General features: G+C 66.2%; 18 protein-coding genes. 8 read left to right on the top strand and 10 right to left on the bottom strand.

Going from position 1 to position 17,024, the window contains the following annotated elements:
* Positions 1-32 precede the first annotated feature (32 nt).
* Complete coding sequence (locus tag AC4ELH_RS32300) at positions 33-1,925, bottom strand: ABC transporter ATP-binding protein (protein ID WP_498888886.1); 1,893 nt, start codon at positions 1,923-1,925, stop codon at positions 33-35.
* A 96-nt stretch (positions 1,926-2,021) separates the two neighbouring features.
* On the opposite strand from AC4ELH_RS32300, the gene prrA reads away from it, so the two are divergent.
* Both prrA and AC4ELH_RS32290 read left to right on the top strand, forming a co-directional pair.
* Complete coding sequence (prrA, locus tag AC4ELH_RS32295; RefSeq protein WP_448441688.1) at positions 2,022-2,741, top strand: two-component system response regulator PrrA; 720 nt, start codon at positions 2,022-2,024, stop codon at positions 2,739-2,741.
* 12 nt (positions 2,742-2,753) lie between these two features.
* Positions 2,754-4,094 (top strand): sensor histidine kinase, encoded by a 1,341-nt coding sequence (locus AC4ELH_RS32290; RefSeq protein ID WP_064958987.1) that lies wholly within the window; start codon positions 2,754-2,756, stop codon positions 4,092-4,094.
* Positions 4,095-4,168: 74 nt separating this feature from the next.
* On the opposite strand, the gene arfC is transcribed toward AC4ELH_RS32290, so the two are convergent.
* From arfC to AC4ELH_RS32270, 4 genes are all read right to left on the bottom strand, one after another.
* Positions 4,169-4,801 carry a channel accessory protein ArfC, sunset domain variant gene (arfC, locus tag AC4ELH_RS32285; RefSeq protein WP_498888883.1) on the bottom strand — a complete coding sequence of 211 codons (633 nt, stop codon included), beginning with the start codon at positions 4,799-4,801 and terminating at the stop codon, positions 4,169-4,171.
* Positions 4,798-4,947, bottom strand: coding sequence for a channel accessory protein ArfB (gene arfB, locus AC4ELH_RS32280; RefSeq protein ID WP_003884620.1), 150 nt, complete (start codon positions 4,945-4,947; stop codon positions 4,798-4,800). The genes arfC and arfB overlap by 4 nt, the downstream gene beginning before the upstream one ends.
* An 11-nt stretch (positions 4,948-4,958) precedes the next feature.
* Positions 4,959-6,014 carry a channel-forming protein ArfA/OmpATb gene (gene arfA / locus AC4ELH_RS32275; RefSeq protein ID WP_448441683.1) on the bottom strand — a complete coding sequence of 352 codons (1,056 nt, stop codon included), beginning with the start codon at positions 6,012-6,014 and terminating at the stop codon, positions 4,959-4,961.
* Positions 6,015-6,130: 116 nt separating this feature from the next.
* On the bottom strand, positions 6,131-6,493 hold the full coding sequence (locus tag AC4ELH_RS32270) for an FKBP-type peptidyl-prolyl cis-trans isomerase (protein ID WP_064878474.1): 363 nt from the start codon (positions 6,491-6,493) through the stop codon (positions 6,131-6,133).
* A gap of 31 nt (positions 6,494-6,524) precedes the next feature.
* Here AC4ELH_RS32270 and AC4ELH_RS32265 point away from each other — a divergent pair, with 31 nt between their 5' ends.
* Both AC4ELH_RS32265 and AC4ELH_RS32260 read left to right on the top strand, forming a co-directional pair.
* On the top strand, positions 6,525-6,773 hold the full coding sequence (locus tag AC4ELH_RS32265; RefSeq protein ID WP_064936130.1) for a DUF2630 family protein: 249 nt from the start codon (positions 6,525-6,527) through the stop codon (positions 6,771-6,773).
* A gap of 15 nt (positions 6,774-6,788) precedes the next feature.
* Positions 6,789-8,345, top strand: coding sequence for a phytoene desaturase family protein (locus tag AC4ELH_RS32260; RefSeq protein ID WP_498888879.1), 1,557 nt, complete (start codon positions 6,789-6,791; stop codon positions 8,343-8,345).
* 10 nt (positions 8,346-8,355) lie between these two features.
* Here AC4ELH_RS32260 and AC4ELH_RS32255 read toward each other — a convergent pair whose 3' ends face one another.
* Entirely contained in the window at positions 8,356-9,132 is a 777-nt protein-coding gene (locus tag AC4ELH_RS32255; protein WP_498888877.1) for a TetR/AcrR family transcriptional regulator C-terminal domain-containing protein, read from the bottom strand.
* 79 nt (positions 9,133-9,211) lie between these two features.
* Between AC4ELH_RS32255 and AC4ELH_RS32250 the strand changes: the two genes are divergently transcribed.
* On the top strand, positions 9,212-9,622 hold the full coding sequence (locus AC4ELH_RS32250; RefSeq protein ID WP_064878467.1) for a hypothetical protein: 411 nt from the start codon (positions 9,212-9,214) through the stop codon (positions 9,620-9,622).
* Positions 9,623-9,634: 12 nt separating this feature from the next.
* Here the strand turns inward: AC4ELH_RS32250 and AC4ELH_RS32245 are convergent, their stop codons facing one another.
* Positions 9,635-10,063 (bottom strand): MarR family winged helix-turn-helix transcriptional regulator, encoded by a 429-nt coding sequence (locus AC4ELH_RS32245; RefSeq protein WP_498888875.1) that lies wholly within the window; start codon positions 10,061-10,063, stop codon positions 9,635-9,637.
* Complete coding sequence (locus tag AC4ELH_RS32240; RefSeq protein ID WP_498888873.1) at positions 10,053-11,507, bottom strand: MFS transporter; 1,455 nt, start codon at positions 11,505-11,507, stop codon at positions 10,053-10,055. The genes AC4ELH_RS32245 and AC4ELH_RS32240 overlap by 11 nt, the downstream gene beginning before the upstream one ends.
* A gap of 170 nt (positions 11,508-11,677) precedes the next feature.
* Here AC4ELH_RS32240 and AC4ELH_RS32235 point away from each other — a divergent pair, with 170 nt between their 5' ends.
* Positions 11,678-12,142, top strand: coding sequence for a YbaK/EbsC family protein (locus AC4ELH_RS32235; protein ID WP_498888871.1), 465 nt, complete (start codon positions 11,678-11,680; stop codon positions 12,140-12,142).
* 79 nt (positions 12,143-12,221) lie between these two features.
* Here AC4ELH_RS32235 and AC4ELH_RS32230 read toward each other — a convergent pair whose 3' ends face one another.
* Positions 12,222-13,526 carry a citrate synthase gene (locus AC4ELH_RS32230; RefSeq protein ID WP_064878460.1) on the bottom strand — a complete coding sequence of 435 codons (1,305 nt, stop codon included), beginning with the start codon at positions 13,524-13,526 and terminating at the stop codon, positions 12,222-12,224.
* A gap of 287 nt (positions 13,527-13,813) precedes the next feature.
* Here AC4ELH_RS32230 and AC4ELH_RS32225 point away from each other — a divergent pair, with 287 nt between their 5' ends.
* Together AC4ELH_RS32225 and AC4ELH_RS32220 are read left to right on the top strand one after the other, a co-directional pair.
* Positions 13,814-14,929, top strand: coding sequence for a hypothetical protein (locus AC4ELH_RS32225; RefSeq protein ID WP_498888869.1), 1,116 nt, complete (start codon positions 13,814-13,816; stop codon positions 14,927-14,929).
* A 27-nt stretch (positions 14,930-14,956) separates the two neighbouring features.
* Positions 14,957-15,937, top strand: coding sequence for a DUF8017 domain-containing protein (locus tag AC4ELH_RS32220; RefSeq protein WP_498888867.1), 981 nt, complete (start codon positions 14,957-14,959; stop codon positions 15,935-15,937).
* Positions 15,938-15,943: 6 nt separating this feature from the next.
* Here AC4ELH_RS32220 and AC4ELH_RS32215 read toward each other — a convergent pair whose 3' ends face one another.
* On the bottom strand, positions 15,944-17,023 hold the full coding sequence (locus tag AC4ELH_RS32215) for a sensor domain-containing protein (protein WP_498888865.1): 1,080 nt from the start codon (positions 17,021-17,023) through the stop codon (positions 15,944-15,946).
* Position 17,024: the final 1 nt, after the last annotated feature.

Below are 17,024 nucleotides of genomic sequence, written 5' to 3'. Positions count from 1 at the left end.
TCAATCTTCCCATCACGGGCAAACGAATAACCTCACGCAGCGGGAACCTCCTCGGAGAACTGCGTGTCGTACAACTCGGCGTACCGGCCGGCGCGGGCCAGCAGATCGCGGTGGGTGCCGCGTTCGACGATGCGCCCGTCCTCGATGACCAGGATGAGATCGGCGGCCCGGACCGTGGACAACCGGTGGGCGATGACGATCGAGGTGCGGCCGTCCAGTGCCTCGGCCAGGGCCTGTTGCACGGCGGCCTCCGAGGCCGAGTCCAGCGACGCCGTCGCCTCATCGAGCACCACCACCCGGGATCGTCCCAACAGCAGCCGAGCGATGGTCAACCGCTGCCGCTGCCCTCCGGACAGACGGTATCCGCGCTCACCGACAACCGTGTCCAAGCCGTCGGGCATCGCCGCGACCACGTCGTCGAGCCGGGCCCGGCGCAGCGCGTCCCACAATTCGTGCTCGCCGGCCGATGGCGCGGCCAGCAGCAGATTCGACCGGATCGACTCGTGGAACAGGTGCCCGTCCTGGGTCACCATGCCCACGGTGTCCTTGAGCGACGCGAACGTCACGTCGCGCACATCGGTGCCGTTCAGCGTGATGGATCCGGAGTCGACGTCGTAGAGCCGGGCCAGCAGCGACGCGATGGTCGACTTGCCCGCGCCCGACGAACCGACCAGCGCCACCATCTGCCCGGGCTCCGCGGTGAACGAAATGCCGTGCAGCACCTCGTCCCCACCGCGCTCGTCCAGGGCAGCCACCTCCTCCAGCGAGGCCAGAGACACCTTGTCCGCGGACGGGTAGGAGAACCGGACGTCTTTGAATTCAACGGAGGTCGAGATTCCGTCTTCCCCGTCCGGCACCGCAACAGCATCGGGTTCCTCGGCGATCAACGGCACCAGATCGAGCACCTCGAAGACCCGCTCGAACGACACCAGCGCACTGGCGATCTCGACCCGCGCATTGGCCAGCGCGGTGAGCGGCGCATACAGCCGGGTCAGCAGCAGCGCCAGCGACACGACCGCACCGGCCTGCAGCTGCCCGCCGATCGCCAGCACCCCGCCCAGCCCGTAGACCAGGGCGAGGGCCAGCGCCGACATCAGGGTCAGCGAGTTCATGAACGTCGACTGCAGCATCGCCGTGCGCACGCCGATGTCACGCACCCGGTCGGCGCGCACCGCGAACTCGTCGGACTCACGTTCCGGGCTGCCGAACAGCTTGACCAGGGTGGCACCCGGGGCGGAGAACCGCTCGGTCATCTGGGTGTTCATCGTGGCGTTGTGGGTGGCAGCCTCCCTCGACAACCCGGCCATCCGGGTACCGATCCGACGCGCGGGCAGCACGAACAACGGCAGCAGGGCCAACGACAGCAGCGTGATCTGCCACGAGATGCGGAGCATCACCACCAGCGTCAGCGTCAGTGTCACCAGGTTCGCCACGATGCCCGAGAGCGTGTCGGAGAACGCGCGCTGCGCCCCGATCACGTCGTTGCCCAACCGGCTAACCAGGGCTCCCGTGCGGGTGCGGGTGAAGAACGCCACCGGCATCCGCTGCACATGGTCGAACACCGCCGTGCGCAGGTCCAGGATCAGACCCTCGCCGATGTTCGACGACAACCACCTGGTCAACAGGGCCACCGCGGCCTCGGCGACGGCGATCGCGGCGATGGTGCCGGCCAGCAGCATCACCGTCGACGCCGGGCCGCCTTGCGTGATCACGTCCACCACGCGGCCGGCCAAGACCGGCGTCGTCACCGTCAGCAGCGCACTGACCACACTGATCGCAACAAACCAGCCCAACCTGCGGTGCTGGCGTGCAGCAAACCGCCAGATCCGGGACAACAACCTCCGGTCGGCCAGTGCGCGCAGGTCACCGTCGCGGGCATGCGTCTGCCGATACAGCGCCTGTCTGGCCACCGTTTCCATACTCATGGGCATCACCGTAAAACCTGAACAATTATTGAGGTCAAAGACTTCCCGAGGACTTCCCTGGGTGCCTACGCGATTCACCGTTGCTCATCGGGCAAGATGGCGGGCATGGATAGCGCTACCGGTGGCTCAGCTTCGCCCCGGGTCCTCGTCGTAGACGACGACCCCGACGTGCTCGCCTCGCTGGAACGCGGGCTGCGGCTGTCCGGGTTCACCGTATCGACGGCCGTGGACGGGGCCGAGGCGCTGCGCAGCGCCACCGAGACCCGACCCGACGCGATCGTGCTCGACATCAACATGCCCGTGCTCGACGGCGTGAGCGTGGTGACCGCACTGCGCGCGATGGACAACGACGTCCCCGTCTGCGTCCTTTCGGCCCGCAGCAGCGTCGATGACCGCGTCGCCGGCCTCGAAGCCGGCGCCGATGACTACCTGGTCAAACCGTTCGTGCTGCAAGAGCTGGTCGCCCGGGTCAAGGCCCTGCTGCGTCGGCGCGGCGCCTCGGCCACCTTCTCGTCCGAGACCATCCAGGTCGGCCCGCTCGAGGTCGACATCCCAGGCCGGCGCGCCCGGGTCAACGGTGTGGACGTGGACCTGACCAAACGCGAGTTCGACCTTCTGGCCGTCCTGGCCGAGCACAAGACCGCGGTGCTGTCCCGGGCCCAGTTGCTGGAACTGGTCTGGGGATACGACTTCGCCGCCGACACCAACGTCGTCGACGTGTTCATCGGGTACCTACGCCGCAAACTCGAAGCCGGGGGCGCGCCCCGGCTGCTGCACACCGTCCGCGGGGTCGGTTTCGTGCTCAGGACCCAGTAGCCCCGGGTAATCATGAGACCGCTGACCCGGATCTTCCGCCGCACCCCTTCGCTGCGGACCCGGGTCGCGTTCGCCACCGCCATCGGCGCGGCCATCGTCGTCGTCATCGTCGGCACCATCGTGTGGGTCGGCATCACCAACGACCGCAAGGAACGGCTGGACCGGCGTCTCGACGAGGCCGCCGGCTTCGCCATCCCCTTCCTGCCCCGCGGGCTCGGTGAGATCCCCCGCTCCCCCAGCGATCAGGACGCGGTCATCACCGTGCGCCAGGCCGGAAACGTCTCGTCGAACTCGAACGTGGTCCTGCCCGAGCTGCCCGACGGCTACGCCGACACCTACATCGACGGTGTGCGTTGGCGGGTCCGCACCGTGCAGATCCCCGCCCCCGGCCCCATGTGGGTGGCCGTCGGCGCGACCTACGACGCCACCATCGCCGACACCAACAATCTGCATCGCCGGGTGCTCATCATCTGCGTGTTCGCCGTCGGCGCCGCCACCGTGCTGGGCTGGGTGCTGGCCGCATTCGCGGTCCGACCGCTCAAACGGCTGGCCGAGCAGACCCGCGAGATCGAGGCCAGCGACGAGGCTCCCGACGTCGAAGTCCGTGGCGCCAGCGAGGCAGTCGAGATCGCCGACGCCGTCAACGGGATGCTGCAACGCATCTGGAAAGAGCAGGACCGCACCAAGGCCGCGTTGACCTCGGCCCGCGACTTCGCCTCGGTGTCCGCCCACGAGCTGCGCACCCCGCTCACCGCGATGCGCACCAACCTGGAGGTCCTGTCCACCCTCGACCTGGCCGACGACCAGCGCAAGGAAGTGGTCAGCGATGTCATCCGCACCCAGTCACGGATCGAGGCCACCCTCGGCGCCCTGGAACGGCTCGCGCAGGGCGAGCTGACCACCACCGACGATCACGTCACCGTCGACATCACCGAACTGCTCGACCGTGCCGCCCACGACGCCATGCGGGTCTACCCCGACCTCGAGGTGTCGCTGGCGCCGTCGCCCACCGTCATCATCATCGGGCTGCCGACCGGGCTGCGGCTGGCCGTGGACAACGCGATCGCCAACGCCGTCAAGCACGGCGGCGCCACCCGCGTGCAGCTGTCGGCGGTGAGCTCACGCGAGGGTGTGGAGATCGCGGTCGACGACGACGGCGTGGGGGTGCCCGAGGAGGAACGCGAAATGGTGTTCGACCGCTTCTCCCGAGGGTCGACTGCATCGCGGTTGGGTTCCGGTCTCGGACTGGCCCTCGTGGCGCAGCAGGCCGAATTACACGGCGGCACCGCCACTCTGGAATCGAGCCCACTGGGCGGCGCGCGACTGTTGTTACGCCTGCCCGGTCCGCACTAGTTTCCCGCGAGTAGACGCAAAACTGCCCCAAATCCGTTGATTTGGGGCAGTTTTGCGTCTGCTCGGCGAGAGGGTTACTTCTTTTCGCGCTGGGACTTACCGCTGTCCCACCGGTTGAAGCCCGCCTTCTCGGCGGATTCCACGTCGGCGAACCAGATCTCGGCGATGGTTACCGAGTAGGACGGGCTCTCCGGCGAGTGATAGAGCATCGAATCCTCGTTGCCCTTGATCAGATAACCCGTCGGCGTGCCCGCACCCGAGACCCGGACCGAGCCGGCACCGTACGGCGTCTCCTCGACGACCTTGACGTCATCACCGGCCGCCGCGTCCTCGTCGGCCTCATGGGCGCCGCCACCGGAGGCGAACTTGGCCGCACCGGCCGCACCGGCTGCCGCCGCACCCGCCGCCGCGGCACCGGCGCTGGTGACCCTGGGCAGCTTCGTGGTGGGCTCGTCTCCCGAACCGACCTTGGGTAGCTTGGTCGTCGCGTCATCGGCGACAGCCGTTGCACCAGCGGCAGTTCCGCCGGTTGCCGCGGCCTTGGCAGCGGTGCCCCCACCGGTCGGCCCGGCGTCGGGACGTCGGCCGAGAGCGCCGTACACCGGCACCTCCCGCTTCACCCGACGCAGGGTCAGCGCGAGCGTCAATACCAGCCCGAGCACGAAGGCCAGAGCCATCAACCACCAGTTCACATCGCTCATCGTCATGCTCCAATCTCGCGTGAGCCGGGAAGTTCGGCGAACGCCTCTTCCTCACTGGTGGGCTTGACGGTCACGACCGAGATCAACCAGGCCACCAATGACCCCACCACGAACGCGAGCAGATACCACAACCATTGGATTACGAAGTCCATGTCGAATCTCCCTAGTTGACCGTGATCTCGACGCGGCGGTTCTGCGCCTTGCCTTCGGGGGTGTCATTGCTGGCAATCGGATTCGCCGAACCCGCGCCCGACGACCTCACGTGATCGGCTGCCAGACCCTGCGAAACCAGATAGTCGGCAACAGCTTTCGCGCGGTTACCGCTCAGCGGGACGTTGATGGCGTCATTGCCCGAGCTGTCGGTGTAGCCGGTGACAGCCACCTGCGCGCCCGCACAGGACTTGAGTTTGTCGGCCACCTGCGACAACAACTGCTGCGAGGCCGGCGCCAGAACGAAGCCATCGGTGCTGAAGTTGATCGGGGTGCGCAACAGTGCACTCACATCGCCCTGCAGGACTGCGCAGGGTCCGGGCGTACCTCCCTGAGTTCCCGGTGCACCCGGAGCTGCAGGCGCCGGAGGCGCAGGGGCAGCCGGGGCCGCGGCGACCTGAATGTTGTTGACGAGCTTGATGTTCGGCCATGCCGACTTGGCAGCAGCCTCCACCGCGTCGCGCACCTGCGCCGATGGCGCGGTACCGGTCAGGGTCAACGTGTCACCGTCGACGCTGAAGTTGAAATCCGGAATGCCCTCGGCTGCGGCGTCGAACACCTTGCCCAGCGCCGCGACATCGGGGGTACTCACACCCGCGCGCAGATTCAGGTTGTCGATCAGATTGACGTCCGCACCGAACTTTCCGCGCAGCCAGTCCAGTAGCGAGGCCTTGGCATTCGCATCGGGCAGATCACCGGTGAGGGTGAAATCGTTGCCGTTACGCGCGATCGACAACGGTGCGAACGAAAGGTTGGGCAAATTGACGTTGGGCGCGTTGACGTCCGGGGCATTGACGTCCGGAGCGGTCATTGTCGCCGTGGGATTGACATCGGGAAGACTGAGATCGGAGTTCTTGTGTGAGCGGTCGAGCCCGCCCCATCCGATCAGCCCCAGCAACAATGGAACTGCCGCCAGCGCCAACAACCAACCCAACCCGGGTGGTCGCCGATATAACTTGGAGGCTGTTTGCCAGCCTGTGATTGTCCGAGATTCGTCCGAACCCGACATTTGGGAACTCCTGAAGTCGACGAACAGTTATCGATAGCAACGAAACAGGTTGACGTTAGCAGCAAATCGAATTCGATGGTTAGGTTCGGCTAATACTGACCGAACCCACCGCGACGTCAGCGAGTGGCGAGCAGATCGATGACGAAGATCAGCGTCTTTCCCGAAAGCCGATGCCCTGATCCCTCCGGACCGTAGGCCTGGGCCGGCGGAATGACGAGCTGGCGGCGACCACCCACCCGCATCCCGGGAATTCCGTCCTGCCAGCCCTGAATTAGGCCCCGCAACGGAAACTCAATGGATTCTCCACGATTCCATGAGCTGTCGAACTCCTCACCGGAGTCGTATTCGACGCCCACATAGTGCACCTCGACAGTGCCACCGGGCACTGCCTCGGCGCCGTCGCCCACCACCAGATCCTTGATCACCAATTCGGTAGGGGCAGGTCCGTCCGGAAACTCGATCTCAGGTTTTGTACTCACCAGATCAACGGTAGTCGGGCAGACTGGTTGTGTGGCCAAAGATCAGGACATCCTCGCCGAAGTTCACCGGCTCGTTGCCGAAGAGCAGGAGCTCCGGTCGAAACTGCAGCGCCGGGAAATAGACGAATCCGAAGAGCAACAACGACTGAGATCGCTGGAAGTCGCCCTCGACCAGTGTTGGGACCTGCTGCGGCAGCGCCGCGCGCTCCGCGAGACCGGGCAGGATCCCGGGCTGGCCCACCCCCGTGGGGCCGACGAGGTCGAAGGTTACAAGGGCTGACCGGACGGGTATGACGTGACCGAGGGCACGTTGGACGCCGTCATCGTCGGCGGCGGGCACAACGGCTTGGTGGCTGCGGCGTATCTGGCCCGCGCCGGGCGCCGGGTGCAGGTACTCGAACGCAGCGACCACGTCGGTGGGGCGGCAGTGTCGGCGCACGCCTTCGATGGTGTGGATGCGCGGCTCTCGCGGTACTCGTATCTGGTCAGCCTGCTGCCGCAGCGCATCATCACCGATCTGGGTGCCCGGATCCGGTTGTCACGGCGCCGATACTCCTCCTACACACCAGATCCGGTCACGGGCGGGGCCACCGGCCTGCTGATCGGTCCGCAGTCGACGTTCGACGCGATCGGCGCAGCCGACGACGCAGCCGCGTTCGATGCGTTCTACCGCCGCTGCAGGCTGGTCACCACCCGCATCTGGCCGACGCTGCTGCAGCCGCTGCGCACCCGGTCACAGATGCGCGGGGAGGTGCTCAGCGCACAGGACACCGAAAGCGCCGCGGCCTGGCAGGCGCTGATCGATCAGCCCATCGGCGACGCGATCAGCGCGGCGGTATCGCATGATCTGGTGCGCGGCGTGATGGCCACCGACGCCCTGATCGGCACCTTCGCCGCCGTCGACGATCCGTCGCTGATGCAGAACGTGTGCTTCCTCTACCACCTGATCGGAGGCGGCACCGGCGACTGGGATGTACCGGTCGGCGGGATGGGCGCGGTCACCGGGGCTCTGGCCGCCGCCGCGGCCGGCCATGGTGCCGAAATCGTCACCGGCGCAGACGTTTACGCGGTCACCCCGGACGGCGAGGTGTGCTACCGGCACGCTGGATCAGCGCGACGGGTTCATGCCGAGCGGGTACTGGCCAATGTCACCCCGGCGGTGCCGGCCGAGCTGCTCGGCGAGCCGGCACCCGATACCGCCCCAGGCGCGCAGGTGAAGGTCAACCTGATGCTGCGCCGACTCCCCCGACTCCGCGACGAACGCGTCACGCCCGAGCAGGCATTCGGCGGTACGTTCCACATCAACGAGACGTTCAGCCAACTGGCCGGGGCCTATGCGACCGCCGCCACCGGGCGCGTTCCCGACCCCCTGCCGTGCGAGATCTACTGCCACTCCCTGACCGATCCCAGCATCCTGTCCGAGGACCTGCATGCCTCGGGTGCGCACACGCTGACGGTCTTCGGTCTGCACACCCCGCATTCACTGACACTGAGGGATCCCGACCGGATGCGGGACCGACTGACCTCGGCGGTGCTCAACTCGCTCAATTCGGTTCTGGCCGAACCGATCCAGGACGTCCTGATGGAGGACGCCGCCGGCCGGCTGTGCATCGAGGCCAAGACGACCGCCGACCTGGAACAAGCCCTGGGAATGACCGCGGGCAACATCTTCCACGGAGCGCTGCGCTGGCCGTTCGTCGAGGACGAGGCCACGTTGGAGACGCCGGCGCAGCGCTGGGGTGTGGCCACGGCTCACGAGCGGATCCTGTTGTGCGGCTCGGGATCGGTGCGCGGCGGCGCGGTCTCGGGAATCGGCGGGCACAACGCCGCGATGGCGGTCCTCGAAGGCTGACGCATTCCACTCACTTCGCATCGATGAGAAGGGCCAAGCCGTCCAGAACGCGGGCCAACCCGAACTCGTAGGCATGCGTGGCGCTGTAGGCGGCGTCGAACGTCTGGCCCGCCACCGTGCCGACCCGCGAGGCCAGCGGATAGCTGTCACCGTCGAACGCGCGCTCCAGTAACGGGCCCGCGCGCTCCCACCACTGCCCGTCACTCATGCCGCTGTCGGCTGCGGCCCGGCCCGAATCGATGGCGATCCGGGCAACCGAGTTCACGAAGCCGAGAACGTACGTCAGGGCGGAATCCATGTCCAGATCGCTGAGTCCGAGACCGTCGAACGCCCCCAGCTCGTGGTCGTACTTCGCGATCATGCCGGGCCCCAGCGGCGGGCGCGTCGTGGGCAGATAGGCCATCCACGGATGGCTGTCGAACATCGCGAGATTTTCCTCGGCGATCATGGAAACCTTTTCCCGCCAGGGTTTCTCATCGAAGTCACGGCGCGGCATCTGCCGGTAGACGGTGTCGAGCATGAGGTCCAGCAGTTCGGCTTTGCCCGGTACATAGGTGTAGGTCGCCATCGGAGTGACCCCGAGTTCCACGGCGACCGCCCGCATGGTGAGCGCTTCGAGACCGTCGGCGTCGGCAATCCGGATGGCAGCGGCGACCACGGCGTCCACCGTGGTGCGTTGCTTCGGGCCGCGGTTGCGGGCGCCCTGACCAGGCTCCCGCCACAGCAGCTCGAGGGTACGCACCGGATCGCCGGCGCTGCTGCGGTCCTTACCTGCACGTTCTCTCATGCCAGCATCCTATCTGTACGATGTACAGTGTACTTTGTATAGAGTGCAGCGAACCTAATGATCCAACGCGAGGAGATTCATGGTCACCATGCCGCAGGCCGCCGAGTTCAGCCCCAGCGCCGCCGATGTCGACTCGGTGCTGGCGTGGTTCGCCCGCTACGACGCCCTTGCCGTGGCCAAGAACATCGATGCAATGGCCGACGAGGCGATGTTTCCGCTCAACGAAGTCACCGACGGCAGCGCGGAGTCCGTGGACCGCGCCGGCTTCATCGCCCAGATGACCGAGCAGTTGAGCACCGGCACCGATTTCGCCATGGAGTCCACCCGCACGCCGCATTTCATCAACGAGAACCTGGTGTTCGTCGTCACCGACGCGACATTCACCGCCGACGGGTTCAGCCGGCAAGTGCGCTACGGCGATCTGCTGGTCAAGTGCGGCGGCGATTGGAAGTTCCAGACCATGGTGCAGGGCGGGTGGGGCGAGAGCTGACCCGGATCGCAGCTAAGGTGCGCTGACCTTGCACAGAATCGCCCGCAAGGCTTCGAGATCCTCGACGTCGAGCGCAGCCAGCGCGTCCGGCGCCGGGTCCTCGACGCGGTCGATGCGCGCCAGCAGCGCCCGCCCGGCCTCGGTCAACGAGACCAGCTTGGATCGCCGGTTGGCGGGGTCGATCTCGCGCACGACGAGCCCGAGCTCCTCCAGGTCGTTGACCGCGACCGTGGCGGCCGGGGCGTCGACAGTAGCGGCGTAGGCCAGCTGCTTGACGGACAACGGTTGGCGCGCCAGCCGTTTCAGGACGCGGACCCGGCTGAACGGCAATCCGGTCTGTTCGATCACCGCCCGCCTCCAGCGGTCGCGGTGATCGAACACCAACGCGGTCAGACCACGCCATACCTCGTCGGCCAACTCCGCCTGCCGATCACCGGACATGACTCACCTCCGGGGCATGGTGCTGACCGATCAGGGGCGCCAGCTTCTGCGCCGACCGCAGTGCCCACGGCGTGGTGGAGATGACACCCAGCACGAAGATCATCAATCCCAGTGCGGCACAGACGAACCACAGCGGGCGCGCAGCCGCGGCGAAATCCACCCCCGTGTCCGCCAGCGCCGCACCGGCCACCGAACCACACAGCGCCACACCGACACTCACACCGACCTGACGGCTGGTGGAGGCCACCGCCGAGGCCGCACCGGCGCGGTCCAACGGCATCCCGCTGACCGCTGTGGTGGTGATCGGCGCGTTGACCATCGAGAAGCCGATGCCGAACACCGCGAACATGACCAGCAGCTGCCACACCGGAGTCTCACCGGTCAGCCGGGTCAACAGGAGGGTGGCCAGGGTGATCGTGGCTCCCGCCACCAGCAGCGAGGGCCGGCTGCCGTACCGGCCGACCAGGCGGCCCGACAGCGGCGAGAAGATCAGCGCGCCGATGGCGACCGGCAGATAGATCAGGCCGGTGTGCATCGCGGAGTAGCCCCGGTCCGTCTGCAGGTACAGCGACATCATGAACAGGAACGCACCGTAGGCAGCGAAGGCACAGACCGCGATCAGCGTGGCCGAGGCAAACGGCACGCTGCGGAAGAAGCGCAGATCGATGAACGGGTCCCGGCGGCGCGACTCGTAGCGCAGGAACGCCACCAGCGCCAGCAATGCGATCGCCGCGACGGCCAACGTGCGTGGGTCGGTCCAGCCGAACCCGGGCCCTTCGATGAGCACGAACACGACGCCGAACAGGAACGCCACCCCGAGCGCCTGGCCGACCGGGTCGAGATCCCGCATGGTCGCCGACTTCGACTCGGGCACGAAGACCGCGGTGAGCAGGACGGCCAGGGCGCAGATCGGCAGGTTGATCCAGAACACCGCGCGCCAGTCGACGTACTCGATCAGCGCCCCGCCCACGATCGGGCCGAGTGCCATCGAGATGCCGACCACACCGCCCCAGACCCCGATGGCCCGGGCGCGCTCGACCCGGCCGGTGAACACCTGGGTGATGATCGACATCGCCACCGGGTTGAGCATCGAACCGCCGATGGCCTGGAGCAAGCGGGCCGCGATGAGGGTTTCGATGTTGGGCGCGAGGCTGCACAGCAGCGAGGCCACCGCGAAGATCGTCAGGCCCGACTGGAATGTCCGTCTGCGGCCGAACCGGTCCCCGGTGGCGCCCGACAGCAACAGCAGCGAGGCCAGCACCAGCGTGTAGACGTCGACGATCCACTGCAGCTGCGACGGCGACGCACCCAGATCGTCGCGGATGCTCGGGAGCGCGACGTTGACGATGGTGGCATCCATCGACACGATCAGCAGGCTCAGGCAGCACGAGACGAGGATGATCGCCTTGCGCCGCGCGCTCAGCATGCCAACGGTTGCATTCACACAACCATTGTGAAACTACAACTATCTGTCAGGCAAGTCGAAATCGCTCCACCGCGTCACGGCCGCCGATCCCGCCATCGGAGACCCACCAGTCGAACATCAAGCTGACGATGATGAACGGTGTTGTCCGACACGAGAAATAGCCTTGCCCGGCCCAGGACAATGGGACTGTGAACGAACGGAACTCCCGCGTCGCCGACGCGGTGGTCGCTGCCGGAATCGAACCGGCCATCAGAATCCTCGACGCCGACGCCAAGACCGCCGCTGCGGCAGCCGAACAGCTGGGATGCGAAGTCGGGGCGATCGCCAACAGCCTGGTCTTCGAATGCGACGGTGAGCCGCTGCTGGTGATGGCCAGCGGCGCCGCCCGCGTCGACACCGGCGTCGTTGCGAGTCATCTCGGGGCCAAACACCTCCGCAAGGCCGACCCGAAACTCGTCCGCAGTGCAACCGGACAGATCATCGGCGGGGTCGCGCCAGTCGGGCACCCCGAACCGCTGCGCACCGTCGTCGACCAGACACTGGCGTCCTACCCGGTCATCTGGACCGCGGCGGGCACCGCCGATTCGGTGATGCCGCTGACCTACGCGCAACTACTGGCGCTCACCGGGGGCCTCGCGCTGCCGGTGCGCTGACAAGGATTGCCGAGCAGACGTAAAACTGCCCCTTTTCGCGTGAAAAGGGGCAGTTTTGCGTCTGCTCGCGGAACGAAACTCAGCGCTTGTTGATGTCTACGTAGCCGCGCTCGGTGTAGCCGGTGTAGATCTGGCGCGGACGGCCGATCTTGTTGGGCTCCGAGTGCATCTCACGCCAGTGCGCGATCCAGCCCGGCAACCGTCCCAGCGCGAACAGCACGGTGAACATGCGGGTCGGGAAGCCCATGGCCCGGTAGATCACGCCGGTGTAGTAATCGACGTTCGGGTACAGCTTGCGCTCGATGAAGAAGTCATCGGTCAACGCGATCTCTTCGAGCTGCTTGGCGATGTCGAGCAGCTCGTCGTCGCCGCCCAGCTTGCCCAGGATCTTGTCGGCCTGCTCCTTGACGATGCGCGCCCGCGGATCGTAGTTCTTGTACACGCGGTGACCGAAGCCCATCAGCTTCACGCCGTCTTCGCGGTTCTTGACCTTCTTGACGAAGGTCTGCACATCGTCGTCGCCGGTGCGGATCTTCTCCAGCATCTCCAGCACGGCCTGGTTGGCGCCGCCGTGCAGCGGCCCCCACAGCGCGTTGATCCCACCGGAGATCGAGGTGAACAGGTTGGCCTGCGACGAGCCCACCAGACGCACCGTCGAGGTCGAACAGTTCTGCTCGTGATCGGCGTGCAGGATCAACAGCATGTCCAGCGCGCGGACGATCTCGGGATCGACCTCATACGGCTCGGCCGGGAAGCCGAACGTCATCCGCAGGAAGTTCTCCACCAGCGTCAACGAGTTGTCCGGGTACAGGAACGGCTGCCCCTCGGACTTCTTGTAGGCATAGGCGGCGATGGTCGGCAACTTGGCCAGCAAGCGGATGGTCGACAGCTCGACCTGCTTCTTGTCCAGCGGATCCAGCGAATCCTGGTAGTAGGCGCTCAACGCGTTCACCGCACTCGACAGCACCGGCATCGGATGCGCATTGCGCGGGAAACCGTCGAAGAACCGCTTCAGATCCTCGTGCAGCAGGGTGTGCCGCTGGATCTGGGTGGTGAACGACTCCAGCTGCTCGGCCGTCGGCAACTCACCGTAGATCAGCAGGTAGCTGACCTCGATGAACGTGGAGTTCTCGGCCAGCTGCTCGATCGGGATACCCCGGTACCGCAGGATGCCGGCATCACCGTCGATGTAGGTGATCGCCGACTTGGTCGACGCGGTGTTGACGAAGCCACCATCGAACGTGGTGTAGCCGGTCTTGGCCAGCAACGGGCCCAGCGCGATGCCGTCACTGCCCTCGGTGGCATGGACGATATCGAGATCAATCTCGCCACCGGGGTACTTGAGAGTGGCAAGCTCCTGCCCACTCGACGGGTTTTCGGCCACGGGAATCCCTTCATCCTCGTTAGGAAGTCGTTGGGAACCAACTAACTGCTCTACAAAAGGTAGTCGCAATCGATCCGCGCTGCCCGCGGGGGGTTACCAACGGGTCACCACCGACCGCCGGGCGCCTAGCCACAGGCCCGGTCCACAGCGCCCCGATTTGCCAGAGAGCCCAGCTCAGCGACCATTCCAAATTGACGCACCGACGCCCGTGGCCGCCCACTTATACTGCTCACGGCAACCCCGTGCGCGATACCGACGTGGTGCCGCACACAGGCAAGGAGGGGGCCGTGGCCGATTGGTCCGGGGGCCAGTTCGGCGTCGGCGGGCAGTCGCCCGCGCCAGGTTGGCCAACGACGAATCCCGGTTTTTCGCCCGCTCCGTCACCCCATTTCCCCGACTATCCACTGGCAACACCGCCACCGGTCTTCGGGGCGCCGGCAGGAGCGCCCCCGCCCAAGCGCCGCAAGGGCATAGTCATCGGCCTGGTGGTGGCTGCGGTGGTGACGGTGCTCGCGTTGCTGGCGGCGCTGGCCGTCGTCATCACCCGGTCGGATTCGGGCGGCAGCGGCGCAGGCGGCGAAAGCGCACAAGCCGCGGTGGTGGCATATCTGGAAGCACTGGCCCGCGGTGATGCGGCCACCGCCCTGTCATACAGCAAGTCCCAGCCGGTCTCCACCGAACTGCTCACCGACGACATCCTCGGCCGGCAGATCGCGAAGTGGCCGATCACCGGCATCCGCGTGCTCGACACCACCGACAACAACTACGTGTCCCAGGTGCATGTCACGGCCAAGTTCGGCGACGAGGTGTCCGAGGCCAAACTCCTGGTGGAAAACCAGGAGGGCTGGAAACTCACCAACGCCTTCATCAAGATCGACAAGTCCCAGATCGGACAGAAGGACGCCGAAACCCTCACCGTGTTCGGCAAACCCATCGATCAACCGCGCTATGTGTTCCCCGGTTGGGTCGAAGTCGGAAGTAGCAGCCCGTACCTCAGCGTCACGTCGAAACCGATGGCGCTGCCGCAATTGGCCGCCGGAGCATCGGTGATGTCGATGAGTTTCAAGCTCAGCGACGCCGGGGAGCAAACCATCCGCACCGCGATAGCGGAGTCGTTCACGGCATGCACCAATTCCAACCTGATCAGGCCACCGAACTGCCCAGTTCGGGTCAACGCCCCGAATTACGTTGACGGCACAGCGCAATGGGGCCCGATCGAGGGCGCCGAGACGTTCAAGATCATTCCACTGACCAGCGCGATGACGGCCTCTCTGGTCGGCACACTCACCGCGACGATCACGGCGCAGCAAACCAACGGCCTCACCCCGACGAACACCGTGACGGTGTTGGTATCCGGGACCGCGGACCTGTCGACAAGCCCACCCAAGCTGACCTGGAACTAAAGACCTGCACGAGCGCGGAGGACACCGATGACATACCCACCACAGCCACCGCCGGAGTGGAACCAGCCCTCGGGCAGTCCATTTGGCTCCAACGACCCGTTCGGACAGACCCCGCAGTGGCCGAACTACGGCCAGCCGCCGACGTTTTCGGGGTACGGAGAGGCCCCGCCTACCGACTTCAAGCCACCCAATCGGAACAACACCGGTTGGATCCTCGGCACGATCGCGGGAGTGGTCATCATCGCGCTCCTGCTCGGTGGTCTGCTGTGGAAGCTGAACTACGGCGACAAGAACGACACCAAGAACACCGCCGATTCCACCACCACGACCTCGTCGGTGACCAAGGCGCCGCCGAGCACCACGGCTGCTCCCACCTCGACGGCACCGGCCGCCCCGCCGAAAGCGGCACCCGCAAGCTGTGAGGGCCGCACCGCCGCTCCCGGCCCCCAGACCCCGGCCGGCTGGTCGACGGTGACCACTCCTCGGGGGCTCGCCTATGACGTGCCCCCAGACTGGACCGTCGAGGGATGTACCACCGTTGTCGGCTGGGAAAAACCTTGTCCCGATGGACCGTTCGGCTACTGCCCGGTGCGGGTGCTGAAAGGCGCGGCCACCATGCCCAGCAGGGCGTGCCCGAAGAGCAGCAGTGCCCTCAGCGGAACCACGGTGGTCACGGATCTCACGGACGTCACTGAATCCGCGACGCTGGAGGCAAAGTTCGCGACCAAGATCTTCACCTCGGACAAGGGTGCGGTGCCGTCGGTCTCACTCGGAGCACCACGCAACCTCACCGTCTCCGGAGCGCCCGCAGCCCAGGTCGTCGCGACCGTGACCGGCATCCAAGACAACTGCGCCGGCAACTCGGCACTCTATTCGGTGGTGTCCACCACCGTGCCGGGTCAGTCCGGCACCGTGAACTTCATCGTCGACCTGGAGCAGGGCGCTGACGGCGCGGTCGATCCGGGCGTGATCGACCAGATCGTGGGAACGCTGCGCCGGATCGACTAGGACCGGTTATCCCGGTATCCGCGAGAGGATCTCAGCGGCGACCGCTTCCGCGCGGCCGCCCGGGTCCGGGCTCATGAAGACCACGTCGATTACGACGTTCGACTTGGCCACCACAGCACGCGCAGCGTGCTGACCTACCAACTTCCCGTCCATCACCGCGCTGCTCACCAGCACGATCGACGAGTTGGTCGCCGAACGGGCCACCGCACCGACGTCGTAGGCGACCGGCCCGGCGGGCGTTGTGTGCGTGACAGTTCCGCGACATCCCTGCCACACCTTCTCGATCGCGTCGACCTGTCGATTCGCCGCAGACGCATCGGCGTACAGCGTCGCTCGTTCATCGAGGATGCCCCGTACCAACATCGTCTTCACATCCACGCTGCCGAAAGATCGATCGTGTGTCGCGGTGTAACCACTGTTCGCGAAAATATCGGGGCTTCCGGAAGCTATGACCGGGAAACATTCCGGTGGTGCGGATATCGATTCGGCAGCAGTTCTCAATGCGGTCAAGTCGAACGTGCTGTATCCGTCGTTCAAACCGACGAGCCGGATGGAATCGTCGAGATTGAGCAGCAGACCGGGCAGCTGCGCTTCGGTGACCAGGGGCAGCGGCGGGGGCTCCGGCGTCGTCATCGTGGTCGTTGTCGTGGTCACGGGACTGGGTGACGCCGTCGGCGCAGTTGACTTGGCCTCCGTCGTCGTGGTGCTCGACGAACTCGGAATCACCGCCCAGATCACCAGCGCCGCAACGGCAACCACGATCAAGGTGTACGACAGGCTCAGCCCCACCAGGGCACGATCCCGACCCCGCTGCCCGGTGCGCTTGATCTGCGACAGACCCAGATGGCCCAGCACCGCACCCACCGGCGCGAACAGGAATGCGAACACCACCGACAGCGTCGCCAACGTATTCGCCTCGTCATTGGGCGGCGACGGCGGCGAACCTGCCGGGACGACCGGCGGCGCCAGATACGGCGGCTGACCCGACGAGAACTGCTGACTCGACGGATACTGCCCAAACGGGGTGTCACCAAATGGCGAACCGCCGAACGGATCCTGCGGACCCCCAAAACCACCCTGCGTCATA

Source organism: Mycobacterium shunyiense (assembly GCF_058270075.1).
This window is presented reverse-complemented; position numbering and strand designations above follow the sequence as displayed.

What these genes read in the sequence shown, in the direction of transcription:
- AC4ELH_RS32250 (WP_064878467.1), top strand. Translation starts at nt 9,212, where the DNA reads ATGGTCACCATGCCGCAGGCCGCCGAGTTCAGCCCCAGCGCCGCCGAT.
- arfC (WP_498888883.1), bottom strand. Translation starts at nt 4,801, where the DNA reads ATGACGATGAGCGATGTGAACTGGTGGTTGATGGCTCTGGCCTTCGTG.
- AC4ELH_RS32255 (WP_498888877.1), bottom strand. Translation starts at nt 9,132, where the DNA reads ATGAGAGAACGTGCAGGTAAGGACCGCAGCAGCGCCGGCGATCCGGTG.
- AC4ELH_RS32215 (WP_498888865.1), bottom strand. Translation starts at nt 17,023, where the DNA reads ATGACGCAGGGTGGTTTTGGGGGTCCGCAGGATCCGTTCGGCGGTTCG.
- prrA (WP_448441688.1), top strand. Translation starts at nt 2,022, where the DNA reads ATGGCGGGCATGGATAGCGCTACCGGTGGCTCAGCTTCGCCCCGGGTC.
- AC4ELH_RS32220 (WP_498888867.1), top strand. Translation starts at nt 14,957, where the DNA reads ATGACATACCCACCACAGCCACCGCCGGAGTGGAACCAGCCCTCGGGC.
- arfA (WP_448441683.1), bottom strand. Translation starts at nt 6,014, where the DNA reads ATGTCGGGTTCGGACGAATCTCGGACAATCACAGGCTGGCAAACAGCC.
- AC4ELH_RS32245 (WP_498888875.1), bottom strand. Translation starts at nt 10,063, where the DNA reads ATGTCCGGTGATCGGCAGGCGGAGTTGGCCGACGAGGTATGGCGTGGT.
- arfB (WP_003884620.1), bottom strand. Translation starts at nt 4,947, where the DNA reads ATGGACTTCGTAATCCAATGGTTGTGGTATCTGCTCGCGTTCGTGGTG.
- AC4ELH_RS32300 (WP_498888886.1), bottom strand. Translation starts at nt 1,925, where the DNA reads ATGAGTATGGAAACGGTGGCCAGACAGGCGCTGTATCGGCAGACGCAT.
- AC4ELH_RS32290 (WP_064958987.1), top strand. Translation starts at nt 2,754, where the DNA reads ATGAGACCGCTGACCCGGATCTTCCGCCGCACCCCTTCGCTGCGGACC.